Origin of the sequence: Coprobacillus cateniformis (genome assembly GCF_009767585.1) — a bacterium.
GTDB classification, from domain to species: Bacteria; Bacillota_I; Bacilli_A; order Erysipelotrichales; family Coprobacillaceae; genus Coprobacillus; species Coprobacillus cateniformis.
In genome coordinates, this window is sequence record NZ_WSNW01000001.1 from 1,460,513 (window position 1) to 1,481,009 (window position 20,497).

Annotated in this window: 17 protein-coding genes and 1 other annotated feature; of the genes, 6 read left to right on the forward strand and 11 right to left on the reverse strand. The window is 32.4% G+C overall.

Annotated features, from left to right (window positions below):
• Nucleotides 1–14: 14 nt before the first annotated feature.
• The 6 genes from argB to GQF29_RS07445 form a co-directional block, all read right to left on the reverse strand.
• Nucleotides 15–875 carry an acetylglutamate kinase gene (gene argB, locus GQF29_RS07420; RefSeq protein WP_008789172.1) on the reverse strand — a complete coding sequence of 287 codons (861 nt, stop codon included), beginning with the start codon at nucleotides 873–875 and terminating at the stop codon, nucleotides 15–17.
• Between the two features lie 12 nt (nucleotides 876–887).
• On the reverse strand, nucleotides 888–2,102 hold the full coding sequence (gene argJ, locus GQF29_RS07425; RefSeq protein ID WP_008789171.1) for a bifunctional glutamate N-acetyltransferase/amino-acid acetyltransferase ArgJ: 1,215 nt from the start codon (nucleotides 2,100–2,102) through the stop codon (nucleotides 888–890).
• Between the two features lie 13 nt (nucleotides 2,103–2,115).
• Nucleotides 2,116–3,156, reverse strand: coding sequence for an N-acetyl-gamma-glutamyl-phosphate reductase (gene argC / locus GQF29_RS07430; RefSeq protein ID WP_199805904.1), 1,041 nt, complete (start codon nucleotides 3,154–3,156; stop codon nucleotides 2,116–2,118).
• On the reverse strand, nucleotides 3,147–4,529 hold the full coding sequence (gene argH / locus GQF29_RS07435; RefSeq protein ID WP_008789169.1) for an argininosuccinate lyase: 1,383 nt from the start codon (nucleotides 4,527–4,529) through the stop codon (nucleotides 3,147–3,149). Before argH ends, argC begins: the two co-directional genes overlap by 10 nt.
• 10 nt (nucleotides 4,530–4,539) lie before the next feature.
• Nucleotides 4,540–5,760 carry an argininosuccinate synthase gene (locus GQF29_RS07440; RefSeq protein ID WP_008789168.1) on the reverse strand — a complete coding sequence of 407 codons (1,221 nt, stop codon included), beginning with the start codon at nucleotides 5,758–5,760 and terminating at the stop codon, nucleotides 4,540–4,542.
• 107 nt (nucleotides 5,761–5,867) lie between these two features.
• Nucleotides 5,868–6,076, reverse strand: a binding site (T-box leader).
• Between the two features lie 175 nt (nucleotides 6,077–6,251).
• Entirely contained in the window at nucleotides 6,252–6,623 is a 372-nt protein-coding gene (locus tag GQF29_RS07445; RefSeq protein WP_008789167.1) for a hypothetical protein, read from the reverse strand.
• 294 nt (nucleotides 6,624–6,917) lie between these two features.
• Here GQF29_RS07445 and GQF29_RS07450 point away from each other — a divergent pair, with 294 nt between their 5' ends.
• Nucleotides 6,918–7,580 (forward strand): DUF5680 domain-containing protein, encoded by a 663-nt coding sequence (locus GQF29_RS07450; protein ID WP_008789166.1) that lies wholly within the window; start codon nucleotides 6,918–6,920, stop codon nucleotides 7,578–7,580.
• Between the two features lie 10 nt (nucleotides 7,581–7,590).
• Nucleotides 7,591–8,043: a pyridoxamine 5'-phosphate oxidase family protein gene (locus GQF29_RS07455; protein WP_008789165.1), complete on the forward strand. Its 453-nt coding sequence runs from the start codon at nucleotides 7,591–7,593 to the stop codon at nucleotides 8,041–8,043.
• A gap of 69 nt (nucleotides 8,044–8,112) precedes the next feature.
• Here GQF29_RS07455 and GQF29_RS07460 read toward each other — a convergent pair whose 3' ends face one another.
• The 5 genes from GQF29_RS07460 to kdpA form a co-directional block, all read right to left on the reverse strand.
• Nucleotides 8,113–8,814: a response regulator gene (locus tag GQF29_RS07460; RefSeq protein WP_008789164.1), complete on the reverse strand. Its 702-nt coding sequence runs from the start codon at nucleotides 8,812–8,814 to the stop codon at nucleotides 8,113–8,115.
• A complete protein-coding gene (locus GQF29_RS07465; protein WP_029158229.1) occupies nucleotides 8,807–11,494 on the reverse strand; it encodes an ATP-binding protein in 2,688 nt (895 codons plus the stop codon). Before GQF29_RS07465 ends, GQF29_RS07460 begins: the two co-directional genes overlap by 8 nt.
• Nucleotides 11,495–11,575: 81 nt before the next feature.
• The gene (gene kdpC, locus GQF29_RS07470; protein ID WP_117598883.1) at nucleotides 11,576–12,181 is read right to left on the reverse strand and encodes a potassium-transporting ATPase subunit KdpC; all 606 of its coding nucleotides are present in this window, start codon (nucleotides 12,179–12,181) and stop codon (nucleotides 11,576–11,578) included.
• Nucleotides 12,182–12,193: 12 nt separating this feature from the next.
• Nucleotides 12,194–14,260, reverse strand: a complete 2,067-nt coding sequence (gene kdpB, locus GQF29_RS07475) for a potassium-transporting ATPase subunit KdpB (protein ID WP_008789161.1) — start codon at nucleotides 14,258–14,260, stop codon at nucleotides 12,194–12,196.
• Between the two features lie 16 nt (nucleotides 14,261–14,276).
• Nucleotides 14,277–16,091 carry a potassium-transporting ATPase subunit KdpA gene (gene kdpA / locus GQF29_RS07480; protein WP_008789160.1) on the reverse strand — a complete coding sequence of 605 codons (1,815 nt, stop codon included), beginning with the start codon at nucleotides 16,089–16,091 and terminating at the stop codon, nucleotides 14,277–14,279.
• A 337-nt stretch (nucleotides 16,092–16,428) separates the two neighbouring features.
• Between kdpA and GQF29_RS07490 the strand changes: the two genes are divergently transcribed.
• From GQF29_RS07490 to GQF29_RS07505, 4 genes are all read left to right on the forward strand, one after another.
• A complete protein-coding gene (locus tag GQF29_RS07490) occupies nucleotides 16,429–17,145 on the forward strand; it encodes a MurR/RpiR family transcriptional regulator (RefSeq protein ID WP_008789159.1) in 717 nt (238 codons plus the stop codon).
• 124 nt (nucleotides 17,146–17,269) lie between these two features.
• Entirely contained in the window at nucleotides 17,270–18,667 is a 1,398-nt protein-coding gene (locus GQF29_RS07495; protein ID WP_008789158.1) for a family 4 glycosyl hydrolase, read from the forward strand.
• Between the two features lie 11 nt (nucleotides 18,668–18,678).
• Entirely contained in the window at nucleotides 18,679–19,959 is a 1,281-nt protein-coding gene (locus GQF29_RS07500) for a PTS sugar transporter subunit IIC (RefSeq protein ID WP_008789157.1), read from the forward strand.
• Entirely contained in the window at nucleotides 19,949–20,467 is a 519-nt protein-coding gene (locus GQF29_RS07505) for an RDD family protein (RefSeq protein ID WP_054325453.1), read from the forward strand. The genes GQF29_RS07500 and GQF29_RS07505 overlap by 11 nt, the downstream gene beginning before the upstream one ends.
• Nucleotides 20,468–20,497: the final 30 nt, after the last annotated feature.

Sequence of the window (20,497 nt, forward strand, 5' to 3'; positions counted from 1 at the left end):
ATATCTCTCCTTGTTTATCTTTTAAACATTGTTCCAATGCCTTCTTTAGAAAGCATTTCAATTAAAATAGAATGTGGTATTCTTCCATCAATAATAACAGCTTTTTTTACATCTTGGCGAATAGCTCTCACACAACAGTCGACTTTAGGAATCATGCCACCACCAATAATCCCCTTTTCAATAAGACTGTTAACTTCATATACATGAACCAAAGGAATCAATGTCCCTTCATCATCTTTATCAGCTAATAAGCCTGGAATATCACTCACGAGAATCATATTCTCTGCTCCTAATGCCCCAGCTATTTCAGCAGCAGCAGTATCAGCGTTAATATTGTAGGTATGGCCTTCTTCATCAGTGCCTACACTTGCAATGACTGGAATATAACCTTTATCTAACATATCAATAATAATATTTGGATTGATTTTGTCAACATCTCCAACATATCCTAAATCATCTTCTGACTCATGCTTCTTTGCAATAATTAATTGGTTATCAACACCACTAATCCCAACAGCATTTCCACCTTTTTGCATAATGAGTTTAACAAGATCTTTATTTGTTTTACCTGCCAAAACCATTTGAACAACATCAATTGTCTCTTCATCAGTATATCTCAAGCCATTAATAAACTGTGTTTCTTTACCCATTTTATCTAATGTTCTATTAATTTCTGGACCACCACCATGAACAAGAATGACCTTGACACCAATTTCTGATAATAAAACAACATCTTTAATGACATTCATTTTCAGTTCTTCATTAATCATAGCATTTCCACCATATTTAATGACAACAATCTTACTATTATATTTTTGTATATAAGGCAAAGCCTGTGACAAGACTTCTGCCTTTACAATTGAATTTTTATCCATATATAAACCCCTCTAAGTTCTATAATCCCCATTAATCTTGACATAATCATAAGTGAGATCACAACCCCATGCAGTTGCATGATGTGATCCATCATGTAAATTAATCAAAACATCTATCTCATCTTCGCTCAATACTTTTAATGCCTCATCTTCATCAAATGGATATCCCCTACCATTTTGACAGACCAGTATTTGACCAGCTTGACTCGCTAAATGCACTTCAATCTTATCCACATCATAAGATGCATCACAATATCCAATAGCACACAAGATACGTCCCCAATTGGCATCTTTTCCAAACATTGCAGCCTTGAATAATGAACTCGTAATCACTGATTTAGCAACAGTTTTGGCATCTTGCACAGAACAAGCATGAGAGACAGTACAAGTGAGTAGTTTTGTTGCACCTTCACCATCTTTAGCAATTCCTTTTGATAAACAGATACAAATATACATAAGAGCTTCTTTAAAAACTTCATAATCAGCATCTTTATCAATAATGATATTATTTTTAGCAAGTCCATTAGCCATAACACTCAACATATCATTTGTTGATGTATCACCATCAACGCTGACCATATTGAATGTATCTGCAACAACTTCTTGAATCACAGTATTTAACATCTCTTTTGAAATGGCTACATCAGTTGTCACAAAAGCAAGCATTGTTGCCATATTAGGATGAATCATACCACTTCCCTTAGCTATTGCACCAATATGACATGTCTGTCCACTTAATTCAAATTCAACAGCATATTCTTTTTTCACAGTATCTGTTGTCATAATTCCTTCACATGCTGCTTCACTTCCATTGTTATTTAAAGATGAAACAAGTTTATCCATATGTGTTTGAAATGGTGTAATATCTAATGGCTGACCAATAACTCCTGTGGATGCAACAATAATATCATCTGCTTTGATATTTAATGCATCTGCACACAACTCACAGACTTGATTAGCTATATCTTCACCATTTGGATTACAAGTATTTGCATTACCACTATTACAAATAATAGCTTTTGCTTCACCATTTAACAAATGTTGTTTCGTAACAACAATAGGTGCACCTTTCACTTTATTTAATGTATATGTGCTTGCCGCATGACACATGACATCACTCACAATCAGTGATAAATCCTTTTTGGTTTTATTCTTTCTTATACCACAATGTATTCCAGTAGCTTGAAATCCTAAAGGAGCACAAACTCCACCTTTTACTTCCTTCATATTATTTCCCCCTCTAGAAAGATGGTGAAACCATCTTTAATCCTTTTGTTTCTTCTATGTCATACATGATATTCATATTTTGGATAGCTTGTCCTGCAGCACCTTTCACCATATTATCAATAGTTGAAACAATAATAAGTTTATGATATCTCTTATCATAATGTAATGATATATCACAAAAATTAGAATATTTAACAAACTTTAAATCAGCGACTTTTCCAGTCTTTAAAACTCTTATAAAATATTCTTGATCATAATAATCATGATATATTTTGATAATATCAGAAAATTGAATATCATCTTTTAAATCAACATAGATTGTTGATACAATTCCCCTATTAACTGGTAATAAATGAGGAACAAAAGTCACATGAATATCATCATGAGCCATTTTTGATAACTCTTGTTCAATCTCAGGTGTATGTCGATGCGTTGCTAATTTATAAGGATGGAAAGATTCATTACATCTAGGAAAATGGGTATCTTCACTTAATGATTTTCCAGCTCCAGTTGTTCCTGATTTAGAATCAATAATGAAATGATTATTTTTATTCATACCTTCTTTTAATAAAGGATATAACCCTAATGTTATTGAAGTTGGATAACAACCTGGATTCCCTATTATTGTTGCCTCCTTGATTTTATCTCTATTGACTTCACATAAACCATAAACCTGTTTATGATGAAGTTCTTTTTCATTGTAATCAAGATTATACCATTCTTGATAATCCTGTTCCTTATCTAATCTAAAATCTGCTCCCAAATCAATAAACTTCTTTTGATGGTCATTACAATACTTTGCATATTTTTCACTTAATCCATGTGGTAAAGATGCAAATATCATATCTGCTTTCTTTAAGACATCATCATCTGATTCACAAATCATATCACATATTCCATAGAATGATGGATACATTTCAGAGATAGGTTGTCCTTGATAACTTCTTGCCCCTATGGAAACAATTTCCACATCATCATGATTTAATAACAATCTTAACAATTCTACACCTGCATAACCACTGACACCAATAATTCCTACTTTTATCAAGACAATGCACCTACCTTTTCTTTCATAATTTGAATACTTTTAAGAACAGCAACAGGTGATGGTCCCCCATCAACTTTCCTATTCATAACACATGTATCCAATGAAATAGCTTCATAAATAGATTCTTCAAATGCTTGATCGTGTTGTTGATAAATATCTAGTGGTAATGTTTCTAAAACAAGGTCATGATCAATACAATAAGCTACCAATTCTCCCGTTGTTTTATAAGCATCTCTGAAGGCTTTTCCATGTTTAACTAAGTAATCAGCACAATCTGTTGCGTTAATAAAACCTTTGGCTGCAAATTCCCTCATTTTCTCAGTATTGACTTTCATTGTCTTCAACATATCTGTAAAGACAGGTAAACAAAGTTTAACAGTATCAATCGCATCAAACAAAGCTTCTTTATCTTCTTGCATATCTTTATTATAGGCTAAAGGTAAACCTTTCATCATTGTGAGTAATGTTGAAACATCGCCAATCACTCTAGCACTTTTCCCTCTGACTAATTCCGCAATATCAGGGTTCTTTTTTTGTGGCATAATACTTGAACCTGTTGCATAAGCATCATCTAATTCAATATATTTAAATTCCCACGAACACCAAAGTATCATCTCTTCACTGAATCTTGATAAATGCATCATAATTAATGCTAAAGCAGATGCAAATTCAATAGCGTAATCTCTATCACTCACTCCATCCATTGAATTATAAGTAATATCTTTCATTGCTAATTGTTCAGCAACAAAGTTTCTATCAATTGAATAGGTTGTTGTTGCTAGAGCACCACTCCCTAATGGTGAAACATTCATTCTTTCATAACAATCATCTATTCTTGTGATATCTCTATAGAACATCTCCGCATAAGCCATAAGATGATGAGCAAATGTTATAGGTTGGGCACGTTGTAAATGTGTATATCCACACATGATTGTTTCTGTATGATGAGAGGCCTGTTCAATAATAACTTCAATAATATTGATTAACATCTGCTTTATTGCTAACATTTCATCACGTGTATATAAACGTAAATCTAAAGCAACTTGATCATTTCTTGATCTTGCTGTGTGAAGCTTTTTGCCACTTTCTGGATAGAGTTTTGTTAATTCACTTTCAATAAACATATGAATATCTTCTGCTGTAGGATCAAATAACAAATCACCATTCTCTAGATCATGTAAGATTTTATCTAATCCATCTAAAATTTCTTTTAAGTTTGATGCACTGATAATACCTTGTTTTTCTAACATCTTAGCATGTGCTTGACTACCCATAATATCTTGTTTATACATTCTTGCATCAAATGAAAGAGATGAATTAAAAGCATTCACATTCTCATCAATTTCCTTCTTAAATCTACCTGCCCATAATGCCATCATATTCACTCCCCTATTTATTTCTTTGTTGATCTAATAATGCTTTCACCTTAATTGGTAAACCATATAAGTTAATGAATCCTTGTGAATCCATTTGATTATAATCTTCATCTTCTCCAAATGAAGCAGTTTGTTCACTATATAATGTATCAGGTGAACTCATCCCTGCATTTGTAATATTTCCTTTGTATAATTTTAATTTAATTTCACCATTTACTGTTTTTTGAGTTTCATCAATAAATGCCAATAAAGCTTTTGTAAGTGGTGTATACCATTGACCATTATATAAGATATCTGCTAATTTCAATGATACCTGTTGTTTAAAGTGCTGTGTTTCTTTATCTAGTGTAATTTCTTCTAAATCTCCATGTGCTTTATAAAGAATTGTTCCTCCAGGTGTTTCATAAACACCTCTTGATTTCATACCAACCAATCTGTTTTCTACCATGTCAATAATTCCAATTCCATTGGCTCCACCAAGTTCATTTAATTTCAAAATTAAATCAACACCATTCATTTTCTCACCATTTAACGCAACTGGTTCACCTTTTTCAAATGTTAATGTCATATATGTTGGTGTATCAGGTGCTTGTTCTGGTGTGACACCCATTTCTAAAATCTTATCATACATTGGTTCATTTTGTGGATCTTCAAGATCTAATCCTTCATGAGACAAATGCCATAAGTTCTTATCCTTTGAATAATTTGTTTCTTTATTAATCTTTAAAGGAATATTTCTTGCCTCTGCGTATTCGATTTCATCTTCTCTGCTTTTTAATTCCCATGTTCTCCAAGGTGCAATAATATCCATATCTGGTGCAAAAGCCTTAATTGTTAATTCAAATCTGACTTGATCATTACCTTTACCCGTACATCCATGACAAATTGCATCGGCACCTTCAGCTTTTGCGATATCAACTAACTTCTTCGCAATAATTGGTCTTGCAAGTGATGTTCCAAGTAAATATTTTCCTTCATACATAGCATTGGCTTTCACTGCTGGAAAAATAAAATCATTCACAAATTCTTCTTTACAATCCGCAACATAATATTTTGATGCTCCAGTAGCTAAAGCTTTTGCTTCTAATCCTTCAAGTTCATCTGCCTGACCAACATCTCCTGCTACAGCAATCACTTCACAACCATAATTTTCTTTTAACCAAGAGATAATAATTGAAGTATCTAATCCCCCTGAATATGCTAATACAACTTTTTTATATTGTTTCTTTTCCATAATATTTTTTTCTCCTCTTCCTTTATATTTTTGTTTATTAAAATTCATATCTCCCTAATCGCCGCATAATCATCACCCTCCTAAAACAAAAACGCCTCTGGAAAAACTCCAGAGACGTATATATACGCGGTACCACTCTCGTTGTTAGAAAATTTTCTAACCACTCTTGCCTTTAACGCAGGTGACGTTCCATTATACTATCTTTCCAATGGACTCTCACAGGTGCGTTTCATTCGTTTCTACTTAGTAACCTTCCACTCTATGTTACCTCGCTTGAAGCGTTCAACAAATTACTCTTCCTGATCCTCGATTTCACTTTTAACTTGCGTTTATAATACATTGACAATGTTCTTTTGTCAACACTTTTTCTTTTATTTTTTGAAAAAAGCAAAATATTAACATTATTTTTACTTAAATCATGAATTATATAATCAAAACAATAAAATCCTCTTTATAAAGTATATGTTAAGAAAGATAAAAAATGATAGTTTTTATCCCAATACTCTTCTTAAAAATTGATAAGTATTTTGTTCTTCATCTTTTTGCTGAACATCTTTAACATGAAAATAGTATTGTCTTTGATAATCAAATTCTGCTAGTCTGGAGATGTTTGCACTCGATGGAGAATAATCAGCAGCCAGTGCCCAAGCAGCTCGATAGTGTTTCATAGCTAAAATTTTATCATTCTTATATTCTGCTAAAATACCTAATAAATTTTGGGGTTGTGGTGCATCTGGATAGCGACTTAAAACTTCTAATATTTTTTCTTCACATTTTTGTGGGCAATATGCAAAGAGTTCTTTCATCTCCTGGCTAAATTCCTCTAATATTAAATATTCATCTAAATCTTGTTGTTTCTTCATATGTCTCCCCTCCCTACAAGTATATTATAGAGAATAATCTATCAAGATAGTGTTAATAAAAAAGACGAGTCTATTAAGATAACATTAAAAGTGATAATTTCAGGATATACACAACAATAATTTCTATAATATTTAACATGTAGCATAGTCATCCGTAAAAATCAAACAAGTTATAGAAAAAGTATCTCCTGAAACAAAAACATTAAAGATAACAAAGTAGCAAAAATGTAAACTCTGCTTGCTAGTGTATGAAAATTGTTCATGTTATACTGTTGATAGACAAGGAGGCTATATATGTTACATGATAAAATGATTTATTATCGAAAAAAGAATATGCTCACACAAGAAGAATTAGCTGAAAAACTTTGTGTATCTAGGCAAACAATTACCAAATGGGAGAATGGTGTCATTACACCTAGTTTAGAATATCTCATTGACTTATCACATATTTTTGGAATAACTATTGATCACTTCATTAAAGATGATGATTGTAGAAGTGATACACCACAAGTTACCAATACAAATCAGCTTGTTTCCTTTCTTGTTGAAGCTAAAAAATCAACATACGCATCTCATAAAAACAAAATGAATTCATTAAGAAAGGATTCTCATGATTATAGTTATCATAATGGAAAATATCAATATTATGATTCATTCTTTGGTGCTTCATTTTTTTCTGGACAAGAAATTATTTATGATGATGTTCATGTATGCTGGTCTATGAATTATTATGGAAAAGTTTTAAGTGAAGATTTTAATAGTGAATTTTTAAAAGAGGCTTTAGCTTTGGTTAATGAACAAAGACCCTTTAGAGGGCCTGAGATTTATACTAGAGGTGAGTATACTTATATATCTAAAATCATAGGGGACTTTTCTACATTTCAAGGGAGTGAAGATATATATTATCGCTCTCATAAAATATATGAAGCATTGTTTCATGGTGGAATGATAAAATAAGGAGAAGAGAATGAACAGTAACTATATAAATAAATACAATAACATATTTCAGCAAATAGGAGATCATGCGAAAATAGTTTTAGCAACTTCTCATCAAGATAAAGTCACTGCTAGAAAAATGAGTTTTTTAATTATGAATGGTATTTTTTATTTTCAAACTGATAAGACTTTTAGAAAATACCAAGATATTCAAGACAATGAAAATGTTGCATTATGTCTTGATAATATTCAAATTGAAGGTATCTGTAAAGAGATAGGACATCCTTTAGATCATCAAGATTTCTGTAAATATTTTCAAAAGTATTTCTTATCATCTTTTCAATCATATTCTCATTTAGAAAATGAAAGATTGTTCATGGTTGAACCAACTTTTATACAAAGATGGAACTATATTGAAGGAAAACCAATCATTGAACAAATTTATATCCATCAGAAGGAATGTATTGAAAAAGATTATCAATAACATATATGAAATGGCTTTATTCTTATAAGTCATTTTTTATTAGAATGAATAATAGATGTCTAAAGGAGTTCACTCAACCTTTAACATCCTATATCCAACACCAACATGAGTTTGGATATATTGTGGAGAAGATGGTTCTTTTTCTATTTTCTTTCTTAATGTAGCCATAAATACACGCAATGAAGCAACATCACTTTCCCAAGAACTTCCCCATATTTCATGAGTTATATAAGTATGAGTCAGAACTTTCCCCATATTTTTTGAAAGCACACATAACAATTTATATTCTATTGGTGTCAAATGTAATTCCTCATCATTTAAATATGCACATCCAGCACTATAATCAATCTTTAATCCACCATTCAAAAAAGTGGATGAATGTACATTTGTGTTCTCAATATAACTTAATCGTCTTAAAGTTACACGTAATCTTGCAAGAAGTTCTTCAACAGAAAAAGGTTTGGTTAAATAATCGTCAGCCCCTACATCAAGTGCTTCTATTTTATCACTATCTTCACTACGTGCACTAATCACAATAATTGGCATATTTGACCAGCTTCTGACCTTTTTAATAATCTCAATGCCATCTATATCTGGCAAGCCAAGATCCAACAAAATAATATCTGGATTGTGTGAAGATGCTTCTAAAATAGCTGTTTCACCATTTGATGCTAATAAATACTTATAATTGTGAGCTTGTAAGGTTGTTGAAATTAAGTTGCGTACTGCACTATCATCTTCAACTACAAGAATTGTTGATGTTTTATTCATGCAATATGACCTCCTCTACTGGTAATATGACTCTAAGTATAGCACCTTTTGGTTGATTATCAAGAACACTCATTGTACCATGATGAGCATTCACAATAGATTTACACAAAGCCAATCCTAGTCCTAAACTTCTTCGACTATCTGCGACTTTCATATTACCTGTATAAAACATATCAAAGATATGTGGTTTCATCTCATCAGTAATACCTGGTCCATCATCTTGAACATCAATACATACCTCTTGTTTCTGCTTAAAAACATGAATCAGAATATGCGAACCTTTTGGTGTATATTTAATAGCATTATCAATTAAATTAATAATCACTTGTATCATAAGTCTTGTATCCATTTTTACAAGAATGAATTCATTATCTTGTTGAACCTGAATATGATGTTCCCTTCCTTGACGACTAATATGCTGTAATGCCTCATGAACAACTTCTTCAATTAATTCAGTTGTCATATTTAATTGCATCGTTCCATCTTCGATACGTGTTACTGATAAGAGATTCTCAACAAGATTGATAAGCCACAAAGAATCATCATAAATATCAGTATATAATTGTTTTTTATTTTTTTCATCTAGTGTATCACTACTCGATAAAAGTATCCCTGCACTGCCAGATATAGATGTTAATGGTGTTCTTAAATCATGTGAAATTGAACGTAGTAAATTTGCACGTAACTGCTCATTCTTAGCTATTAAATCAGCTTTAGACTTTTCTCTTATGACCTGCTCCTTTTCTAGAGCCATAGCCGCATCCCCTAGAATTGACAAGACTATACTATGTTCAAATGGATCTAAAGGTTTATTTTTAATTCTAATCCCTACAACACCATAAACATTCTCATTCACACGCAAAGCCAAGTATAAACACTTTGCATTTCCTAATGTATGTGTTGTTGCTCCTGCATGTTTATTATTTTTATAAACCCAGGTTGCAACTGCAGTTTCATTATTATTGATACATTTTTCAATATCTTTTGAGTCATCTATTGAAAACACAATGGGATTTTGAAGATTGAGTTCATCAACTGGATAGAAAATAATATCTTTATTGAGTAGTTTCATCAATTGATGACATGTGACATCAATAATTCCTTTTTTATTTTTTTCCTTTTGTACTAATTGATTTGTATCTAAGAGTATTTTTGTGCGATATGCTGTTTGTGCGGCACGTTTCGCACTGTTTTTCATTTGAACTGCTAAACCACTTGTAATAAAAGCCGCTAAAAACATAATCACAAAAGTTACTGGATAACCAGAATCATATGCCTGAAATGTAAAATAAGGATTTGTAAAAAAGAAATTAAAAACCAGTACACTTAAAAATGAAGAAACAATACTATAAATTCTTTGGGATGTCATAATTGAAATCATTAAAACACCTAATATATAAACAGTTATAATATTAGCTTCACTAAATCCAAAATTTTGAAATAAGTATCCTATGAAAGTAATAGCTATAATCACACAAATACAAATCAGGAAATCTTTCAATACAAATTGAGGTTTTTCTTTATATTTTTGATAACGATAAACCGATGTTCCTTTGACTGGAATAATATAAATATCTAAATTAGGAGCTGCAAAAGTGAGTTGTTCAACGAGTGATGGCTTTGAAAAAAGATGCTTTTTTGTTTGACTTCTTCCCAAGACTATCTTTGAAACATTAGATAAACGTGCATACTCTGAAATCTGATAAGCAATATCATCACCACATACTGCCTCAACTCGTGCACCAAATTGTTGTGCCAAATGCATATTTTCACTTAATGTATTTAAACTTTTTTGATCCATACGGATGTAATCTGAAGTTTCAATATATAATGCAGTTAAACGCCCTTTGAAAGCAGCTGCCATACGTGCAGCTGTACGAATAACTTTCGCATTGGTTGGAGAAGATGAAATACATACCAATATATGTTCCCCAGTAAAATAATCTATCCCCTTATCTGCTTTTGCAAGTTCAGTCATTTTATTAATACGATCGGCACATCTTCTTAACGCTATTTCTCTTAATGCAATGAGATTATCTCTATTAAAAAAATTTGATAAAGCTTTTTTGGCTTGATTTGGTTGATAGACTTTACCTGCTTCTAATCTTTCAATCAAATCATTAGGTTCTATATCTACCAATTCAACTTGATCTGCATCATCAAAAACATAATCAGGAATACGTTCTCTAACCAAAACACCAGTAATAGATGCAACCATATCATTTAAACTTTCAATATGTTGAACATTTACAGTGGTATAAACATTAATTCCAGCTGCTAATAATTCTCTAATATCCTGATAACGCTTATGATGTCTTAAACCAGTTGCGTTTGTATGAGCCAATTCATCAACAAGAATTAACTCTGGTTTTCTTGCAAGTGCTGCATCTAAATCAAATTCCTTGAGTTGAATGTGATTATGTTCAATAATTCTTGGAGATAAGCTTTCTAATCCTTGAACCAGTCTTGTTGTTTCTGGTCTGGCATGTGGTTCTACGTATCCGACAACGACATCTACACCACGGCTTTTTGCTGTATGAGCAGCTTCTAGCATTGTATATGTCTTTCCAACTCCCGCAGCATAACCAAAAAATATTTTTAAATATCCACGTCCTTGTTTTCTTTCTTCATCATGAATTTTTTTTAAAATTTCATCTGGTTCAGTTCTTTGAAACATCATCTATCACCCCATCATCATTCTAGCATTCTTCCTATTAAAATAGTATAAAGATTTTAAAGATAAAGAACCTCATAATAGGTTCTATTTTAAAATACCATCAAGCATTAGATTCACTTTTAAAACATTAACAGTCTCCTCACCAAATATGCCTAAGAAACGTCCATCAGTACATTTATCAACAATCTCTTGAACTTGTGAATCTGTCATATCCTGTGCTTTTGCAATACGTTGAATTTGATATTTTGCTGCGGCTACAGAGATATGAGGATCTAACCCACTCCCTGAACATGTTACCAAATCTTCAGGTATAGGCATATTCCCCTGATTAGGATGTGAAGCACGTATTTTTTCAACACGTTCAGCTACAATTTCTTGATATTGTTCACTTGCTGGACTTAAATTTGATGGTGAGGCATACATAACAGGTTGTCCTTTATCATCAACATATGTTGTTACATCTATGTTCATGATACGACCCCACATGTGCTTAATATCAGTATATTGCTGACCTAATAACTCGCTTCCATATTTTTTTCCATTGATTTCTATAATGCTGCCATTTGCCTGTTCTGGAAAAAAGACTTGTGCAATGCCTGTAATAACACCTGTATAAATAATACCACATAACACTGTAAAGATAACAAAAATAAGAACTGCTTTGGGAAATACATTCTTAACCATTTTCATTCTATAACCCTCCTATACCAAATGGCATACAACTAGTAGCATATCAATGACCTTAATACATATAAACGGAGTGATAATTCCACCAATCCCATATACTAATAAATTTCTTGATAACAACTTACTGGCTGATACTTCACGATATTTCACACCTTTTAACGCCAAAGGAATTAAAGCTACTATAATCAATGCATTATAAATAATTGCTGATAGAATAGCACTTTGAGAAGAATGCAAAGACATGACATTTAATGCTTGTAATTCAGGATATAAGCCAATAAACAAGGCTGGAATAATCGCAAAGTATTTTGCCACATCATTGGCTATTGAAAAAGTTGTTAAACTTCCACGTGTCATTAATAATTGCTTACCAATACGCACAATATCAATTAATTTCGTTGGAGAAGAATCTAGATCCACCATGTTCCCTGCCTCTTTGGCTGCCTGCGTTCCACTATTCATGGCAACAGCAACATCAGCCTGAGCGAGAGCAGGAGCATCATTTGTTCCATCACCTGTCATCGCAACCAAATGCCCTTTGGCTTGGAAATCACGAATCATTTCTAATTTACCTTCAGGAGTCGCTTCTGCTAAAAAGTCATCAACGCCTGCCTCTGCTGCAATTGCTGCAGCAGTAAGTGGGTTATCACCCGTAATCATAATTGTCTTAATTCCCATTTTTCTTAAATCCGAGAACTTTTCCTGAACTCCACTTTTAATAATATCCTTCAAATGAATAACACCCATGATTTTATGATCTTTAGCAACAACCAAAGGAGTTCCTCCCTGATTAGCTATCATGTTGACTGCCTGTTCACATTCATGACTATATGTTCCACCATAACCCAATACATATTCCTTGATTGAATCTGCTGCACCTTTACGAATTTCATGACCAGCAAAATCAACACCACTCATTCTTGTTTTTGCAGTAAAGGGAATAAACTTCATATTTTTATCTTCTAAACGTCTTGCTCGAATATTAAACTTTTCTTTTGCAAGAACAACAACACTTCGTCCTTCTGGCGTTTCATCTGCTAATGAACAAAGCTGAGCAGCATCTGCTAAGTCATGAGGATGACAACCATCTACTGGAATCAATTCATAAGCTTGTCGATTTCCTAAAGTGATTGTCCCTGTTTTATCAAGCATTAAGATATCAACATCTCCTGCTGCTTCAATAGCACGTCCACTCATTGCTAAAACATTGGCTTGATTTAATCGACTCATACCAGCAATTCCAATAGCGGATAACAAGGCTCCGATTGTTGTTGGTGCTAAGCATACCAATAAGGCAACTAGCGTTGTAACAGATGTTGGATTATCAATCCCAACTTGGGCTGCTGAAAAAGATGAGTATGTGTAAAGAGAAACAGTGACCAATATAAAGATAATAGATAGTGCGATTAAAAAGATCTGTAAGGCTAATTCATTAGGTGTTTTCTTTCTCGCTGCACCTTCGACCATAGCAATCATCTTGTCTAAAAAACTATCTCCTGGATCATGAGTGACCTCCACAACAATCCAATCAGATAAAACTGTTGTTCCACCTGTGACCGCACTTCTGTCTCCACCACTCTCTCGAATAACTGGTGCAGATTCACCAGTAATGGCACTTTCATCTACTGATGCAGCCCCTTCAATAACTTCACCATCTGCTGGAATTTGCTCACCAGCTCTGACAATAACAAAATCACCTTTACCAAGAGATGTTGAAGGAATATCAACAAATTCTTCTTTATTTGATAAAGATTCAATTTTATGTGCTTCTACATCTTTCTTGGCAGCTCTTAGAGAATCTGCTTGGGCTTTTCCACGCCCTTCAGCAATCGCTTCAGCAAAATTGGCAAATAAAACTGTTAACCATAAGATAAGTGCAATAGCAAATGTAAAACTTGATGCAGCATCTTTATAACCAGTATAAGAAACAAGCCACAACAAAGTTGTTAATATAGCTGATATATATACCAAAAGCATAACTGGATTTTCAGCTTGTGTTTTTGGACTCAGTTTAGTGAATGAATCTTTAATAGCACGCATAATCATTGATTTATCAGCAATTGCTCTCTTTTTGTTTTCCATAATAATTCTTCCCCCTCTATAACATACCAAAGAATTCAGCAAGTGGTCCTAAAGCTAACGCTGGAAAGAAACTCAATGCACCTACCAATAAAACAATAAAAATTAATAAGAAGACAAACATTCCATTGGTCGTTGAAAGTGTTCCTGCTGTTACAGCGATTTTCTTTTTTTCTACCAAATGTCCTGCAATAGCAAGTGTTCCTATAATAGGTACAAATCTTGCAAAAAGCATCACAAGTGCTAAAGAAACATTAAAGAAGACTGTATTCGCATTGAATCCTGCAAAAGCTGAACCATTGTTTCCACCACATGATGAATACGTATAAAGAACTTCTGATAATCCATGAGCTCCAGTATTGTTGAGACTATCAACAGTACTTGGTAAAGCAGCCGCTATACCACTCCCAACCAATATGGCAACTGGTGTTGCAAGACAGACAACAACTGCCCATTTCATTTCATATGGCTCAATTTTTTTACCTAAGAATTCTGGAGTTCGTCCAACCATTAATCCGGCAATAAAGACAGTCAGTATTGCAAATGCCAACATGCCATATAAACCACAACCAACACCGCCAAACACGACCTCACCCAGTTGCATCAATAGCATTGTCACCATTCCACCTATAGGTGTATAACTATCATGCATAGAATTCACAGATCCATTGGAAGCGGCTGTTGTATAAGCTGCCCAAGTTGCTGAAGTGGCAATTCCAAAACGTGACTCTTTTCCTTCCATATTTCCACCTGACTGTTCTACCATACCAATATCAACATTGCCATTTTGAGCCAACTGTGGTGTTGCATATTGCTCACTTACTGCTATAGAGCCCATTGCTAGAACAAGGCAAATAGCCATAGCTGAAAAGATTGCCATTCCTTGTTTTTTATTTTTAATCATTGAACCAAATGCAAAACATAAAGCTGCTGGAATTAATAATATAGATGTCATTTCAATAAAGTTCGTATATGCGTTGGGATTTTCTAATGGATGAGCTGAATTCACACCCATATATCCACCACCATTTGTTCCCGTTTGCTTAATCGCAACTTGACTAGCAGCTGGTCCCATAGGTACAAATTGTTCAGTGATTATTTTAGCTTGTGGAACCATTTGTCCATTGACTGTTACTGTTTTTGATGCAATATCTATTTGCGCATTTTCTATAATTTCACCATCAACATTCACTGCAATCGGTTCTACCAATGATACAGTCTGTGCAGGTTCAAGATTTTGAATAACCCCACCAGCAACTAATAAAACAGAGATAACCAAGTTCAATGGAATCAAAACGTGGATAATCGTTCTTGTTATATCGACCCAAAAACTTCCTAATCCTTTAGCCTCCACTTTCATAAACCCTCGAATCAGTGCAAATAACACAGCAATTCCTGTCGCTGCTGAAACGAAATTTTGAACTGTAAGTCCCAATGCCTGAGTCAAATAGCTAAGTGTTGACTCACCACTGTAAGCTTGCCAATTTGTATTGGTAATAAAGCTGGCTGCTGTATTTAATGATAAATCCCACTTTACACCTGATAATCCTTGTGGGTTTCCCATCAAATAACCCTGTAACAATTGTAATAAGAATAAGAAAACAAAACCAATAAGTGAAAATACTAACACACTGACTGTATATTTCTTCCAAGTCATTTCCTCTTGTGAGTCAATATGCATGATCTTATAAACTGCTTTTTCACAAGGAACTAACATTCGAGATAAAAATGTTTTTTCTCCATTCATGACTTTTTTAATATACGCTCCTACTGGAATAGCTAAGATAATAAGAGCAATGAAATATAGGACATACTGTATAAGAGTTGACTTCATTTTTGTTGATCTCCCTTCATAAGGATATACACATAGTAAAATAATAAAATCATAGCAATCAAACCAATAATTGAAATCATGATTGTCATCATCTTTTCCCCCTTTTTCTTTTGATATCCATAGTATATGCGAAGTGATTTTAAGATGGTGTTAATAAAAAAGATAATGACATTAAGATTGTATAAAGAAAAATCCTTTATAAGGATATCATGAAGTGACTATACTTTATCTACTTTTCCGTGTGAGTTAGAAAAATTTTAATTCTTGTGTTAAATATATACCTTTGTGTTTACAAGAAAAACAATGTCGCTTACAATATATCACAAGGAGTGATTTTATGAATTTAAGAGATATAGCCAAGCGATATGTTTTGAATGATACAGAATTAAATATTGTAGAAACAATTATGAATGAATTAGCAATAGGAAATGAACGTATTTCTATTAGAGAATTAGCAAGTAAAACTTTTGTTTCCACAACAACAATTATAAATCTTGCTAAAAAATTAGGCTTTATTGGTTATAGCCAGATGATATATATACTTAATGATAATATTCATAAACAGGTTTCTATCCATAACAATCACTCATTAGAGGAGTTTATTCATAAAGAAGATATGGATACTATGCAACAACTCATTAATGATATTCATACATATAGAGATCAAAAAATATATCTTGTAGGAATAGGTTTTTCAGGTATGATTACAGGATATTTTCTTAAAAGATTAGCAGAATTCGATATCTTTGCATATGAAGGTGCTCCTATTGATTGTATAAATGCTCGAAGCAAACCTTCTGTTGTTATTATTTTTTCAAAGAGTGGAGAAACAGAGGATATTATCCAAATTATTAATTTATCAAAGAAGATGGGACATAAAATATATGCTATGACAGCAACACAAAAATCTACAATAGCTAAGCTTTCTGATTACCATATTCAGTTACAGTTTCAACAAAATAAATTTTTTGAAACTCCTGATTATTATGTAGGTACTGCTATTTTTGTTATAGAAAATATATTAACGGAGGTCCTAAAAAAAGAATCATCTTAACATGTTTTTTTCATACTTAACATATTTTTTAATCAACTGGTTGCATTGTCAGCCAGTTTTTTGTTTGCTACAATGAAACTATCAAAGAGAGGCCAATTTTTGAGAGAAAATGGAGGAGAAAAAAATGAATAGTAAGAGATTTTCTATTTGTATTGTTGGAGGTGGAAGTACTTATACTCCTGATATGATGGAAATGTTATGTCTTGTAAAGAAAGAATTTCCTTTACGTAAGATAGTCTTATATGATATTGATGAAAAAAGACAGAAACCTATAGGTGAATTTGGTTCCATTCTTTTTCAAGAATATTACTCAGAGTTAGATGAATATGTTTTTACATGTGATAAAGAAACTGCTTTTACTGATATTGACTTTGCTTTAGTACAGATTAGGCAAGGTGGATTAGAAATGAGAGAACTAGATGAAAAAATCCCATTAAAATATGGTGTCATTGGTCAAGAAACATGTGGACCAGGAGGATTTGCTTATGGTGTAAGAAGTGTTTTAGGAATGATTGAATTGATTCATGATATTCGACAATACTCAAAGGATGCTTGGATTTTAAATTATTCAAACCCTGCTGCTATTGTTGCTGAAGCTACAAAGAGAATATTTCCAGATGATTATCGAATTCTTAATATTTGTGATATGCCTATTTCTATTATGGATATCTTTGCACCTTTAGCAGGTTTAAAACGTACTGATGTTGAACCCAGATATTTTGGATTAAATCATTTTGGTTGGTTTACCCATTTATATAATAAAGAAACTGGAAAAGATGTTCTACCAGTTCTGTTAGATAAATTAAAGAATGGTCATTGTGATGATGAATTACATTATACTGATAAAAATGATGATTATTGGAACTTTACATTTAAACACCTAGAGAAGATGGTACAAGACTACCCATACTCATTACCCAATACATACTTACAATATTATCTCTACCCAAATACAATGGTCAATCATATAGATCCCAATTATACACGAGCCAATGAAGTTATAGATGGTAGAGAAAAACGAGTGAAAGAATACTGTCAAAGTATTATAGACTTACATGCAATAAGAGGAACACAATATGATTTAGATAAAAAATATGCTCAAGAATCTCATGATGGTATTGAACAAGCTACAGTTGCTCATAATGATGCTCATGCGACATATATTGTTGAACTTGCTATGAGTATTGCTTATAATCGCAAAGATACATTTTTATTAATGGTAAAAAACAATGGAATTGTCAATAATTTGGATGATGGTATGATGCTAGAAGTTGCTTGCCAAGTTGGAAATCATGGTGCTGAGCCTTTCCATGTTGGCGATGTCCCAACTTTTGAAAAAGGCCTTCTAGAAGGACAGTATGCATATGAAAAATTAACGGTTGATGCAACTTTAGAAGGCTCTTATCAAAAAGCTTTACAAGCTTTAGTTGTCAATAGAACTGTTGTTGATACAGATTTAGCAAGAAAGATTTTAGATGATTATATTTCTGTGAATAAAGACTATTTTCCTAAATTGAAATAGGAGGTGAATTTATGGATAAATTAACACATTTGTTAGATAAAACATTAATGCCTATATCTAACAAATTATCTAATAATAAATATTTAGCTGCTTTACAAGATGGTTTGATGTTTTCTATGCCGATATTAATCGTTGGATCTGTTTGTATTATTATAGGAGATTTTCCATTACCTATTTTTCAAGAAACAATGACATCTTTACTAGGAGATATTTGGAGTCAATGGTGTTGGGATATTATGGTTCCTGCAACAACTGGATTGGTATCATTGTTATCTATTATTGGAATTGCTAATAGCTTAGCTCTTAAAAATAAAGTTGAACCTCTATCTGCTGTAGGTATCTCAGTATCTGCTTACTTTATCTTATTAGCCCAGATGGAAGATGGCGGTTTTGCTGTTTCTAATTTTGAAGCTCAAGGCTTGTTTACAGCTATGATAACAGCTTTAATCGCAACTTCAATTTATAGTTATACTGTTCATAAAAATTGGATTATTAAAATGCCTGAAAGTGTTCCAAGTTTTGTTTCAAGATCATTTAATGCTTTGATACCAGCTGCTGTTGTTTTACCTATTTTCTTAATTATTCGTCTTGTTGTTTCATTAACACCTTATGATACAGTGACAAACTTTATTATTCAAGTTCTACAGATGCCACTGGCTAGTATAACAACATCATTAGTTGGAACATTGTTTGCTTCTTTCTTGAATTCATTTATATGGTTCTTTGGAATTCATGGTTCATCTGTAGTTGATTCTTTTATGGACCCAATTTGGTATGCAACGCGAGCAGAAAATCTAGCTATTTATCAAACTGCTGTGACAGCAGCAAGACCCTATATAGTTACAATGGACTTTATTAATTTCTTTGTCTTTTTAACTGGTTCTGGTATTACATTACCTTTAACAATTATTATGGCTTACAAATGTAAATCAAAGCGTATAAAACAAATTGGAAAATTATCTATTCTACCAGGATTATTTAATGTTAATGAACCCGTTATATTTGGGATGCCAATTGTTTTAAATCCAATGATGTTAGTTCCATTTGTTCTTGCCCCAACATGCTCTGTTCTTATTGCCTATCTTTCAATGTATGCTGGTCTCGTTCCTTATCCAACTGGTGTCACAATTCCTTGGACAACACCTGCCCCTATATCTGGCTGGTTAATGTGTAATGACTGGCGTGGTGGTGTTTTACAAGTTGTTGTTTTGATAGTTTCAGGATTGATATATTATCCATTTATTAAATCATTAGATAAGAAATATATTTTGGAAGAATCAAATGAAGTATAAAGCGAAAAGATTAACTGCTTATCTTATAGACTGGTTTATTTCTTCACTTATATATAGTTTTATAACTTTACTTTATTATTCAATGATAACTCAAACCAAAACAACAAGAATTGACTTTTATCAAATCTCTTTTTATCAAGGAATTATGATTATAAGTATATGTTTATTTGTTTATTTTATATATTATGCAATTATCCCAATTTATAACAATGGCCAAACACCTGGTAAGAAAGTTTGTCATTTAGAAGTTCTTTATAAACATCAAAAAAAGTATCAATATATTCCTTTTTCACTTAAATTTATAACAATGCTATTAGGAGAAGGCTTTCTCTTTTATCCTACATTTGTTATTCTTCAATTTATGGAATGTCATTTTAATGCAGACATCGTTGCTATATTATATAAAATATCTATAATTACATCTTTAATATCTGTATTTATATATCTTCTCACAAACAAATTTATACATGACTATACATCTCACAGCAATGTGATTATGAAGACATAAATACAAAAACTGTTATGATACAAACTTTAT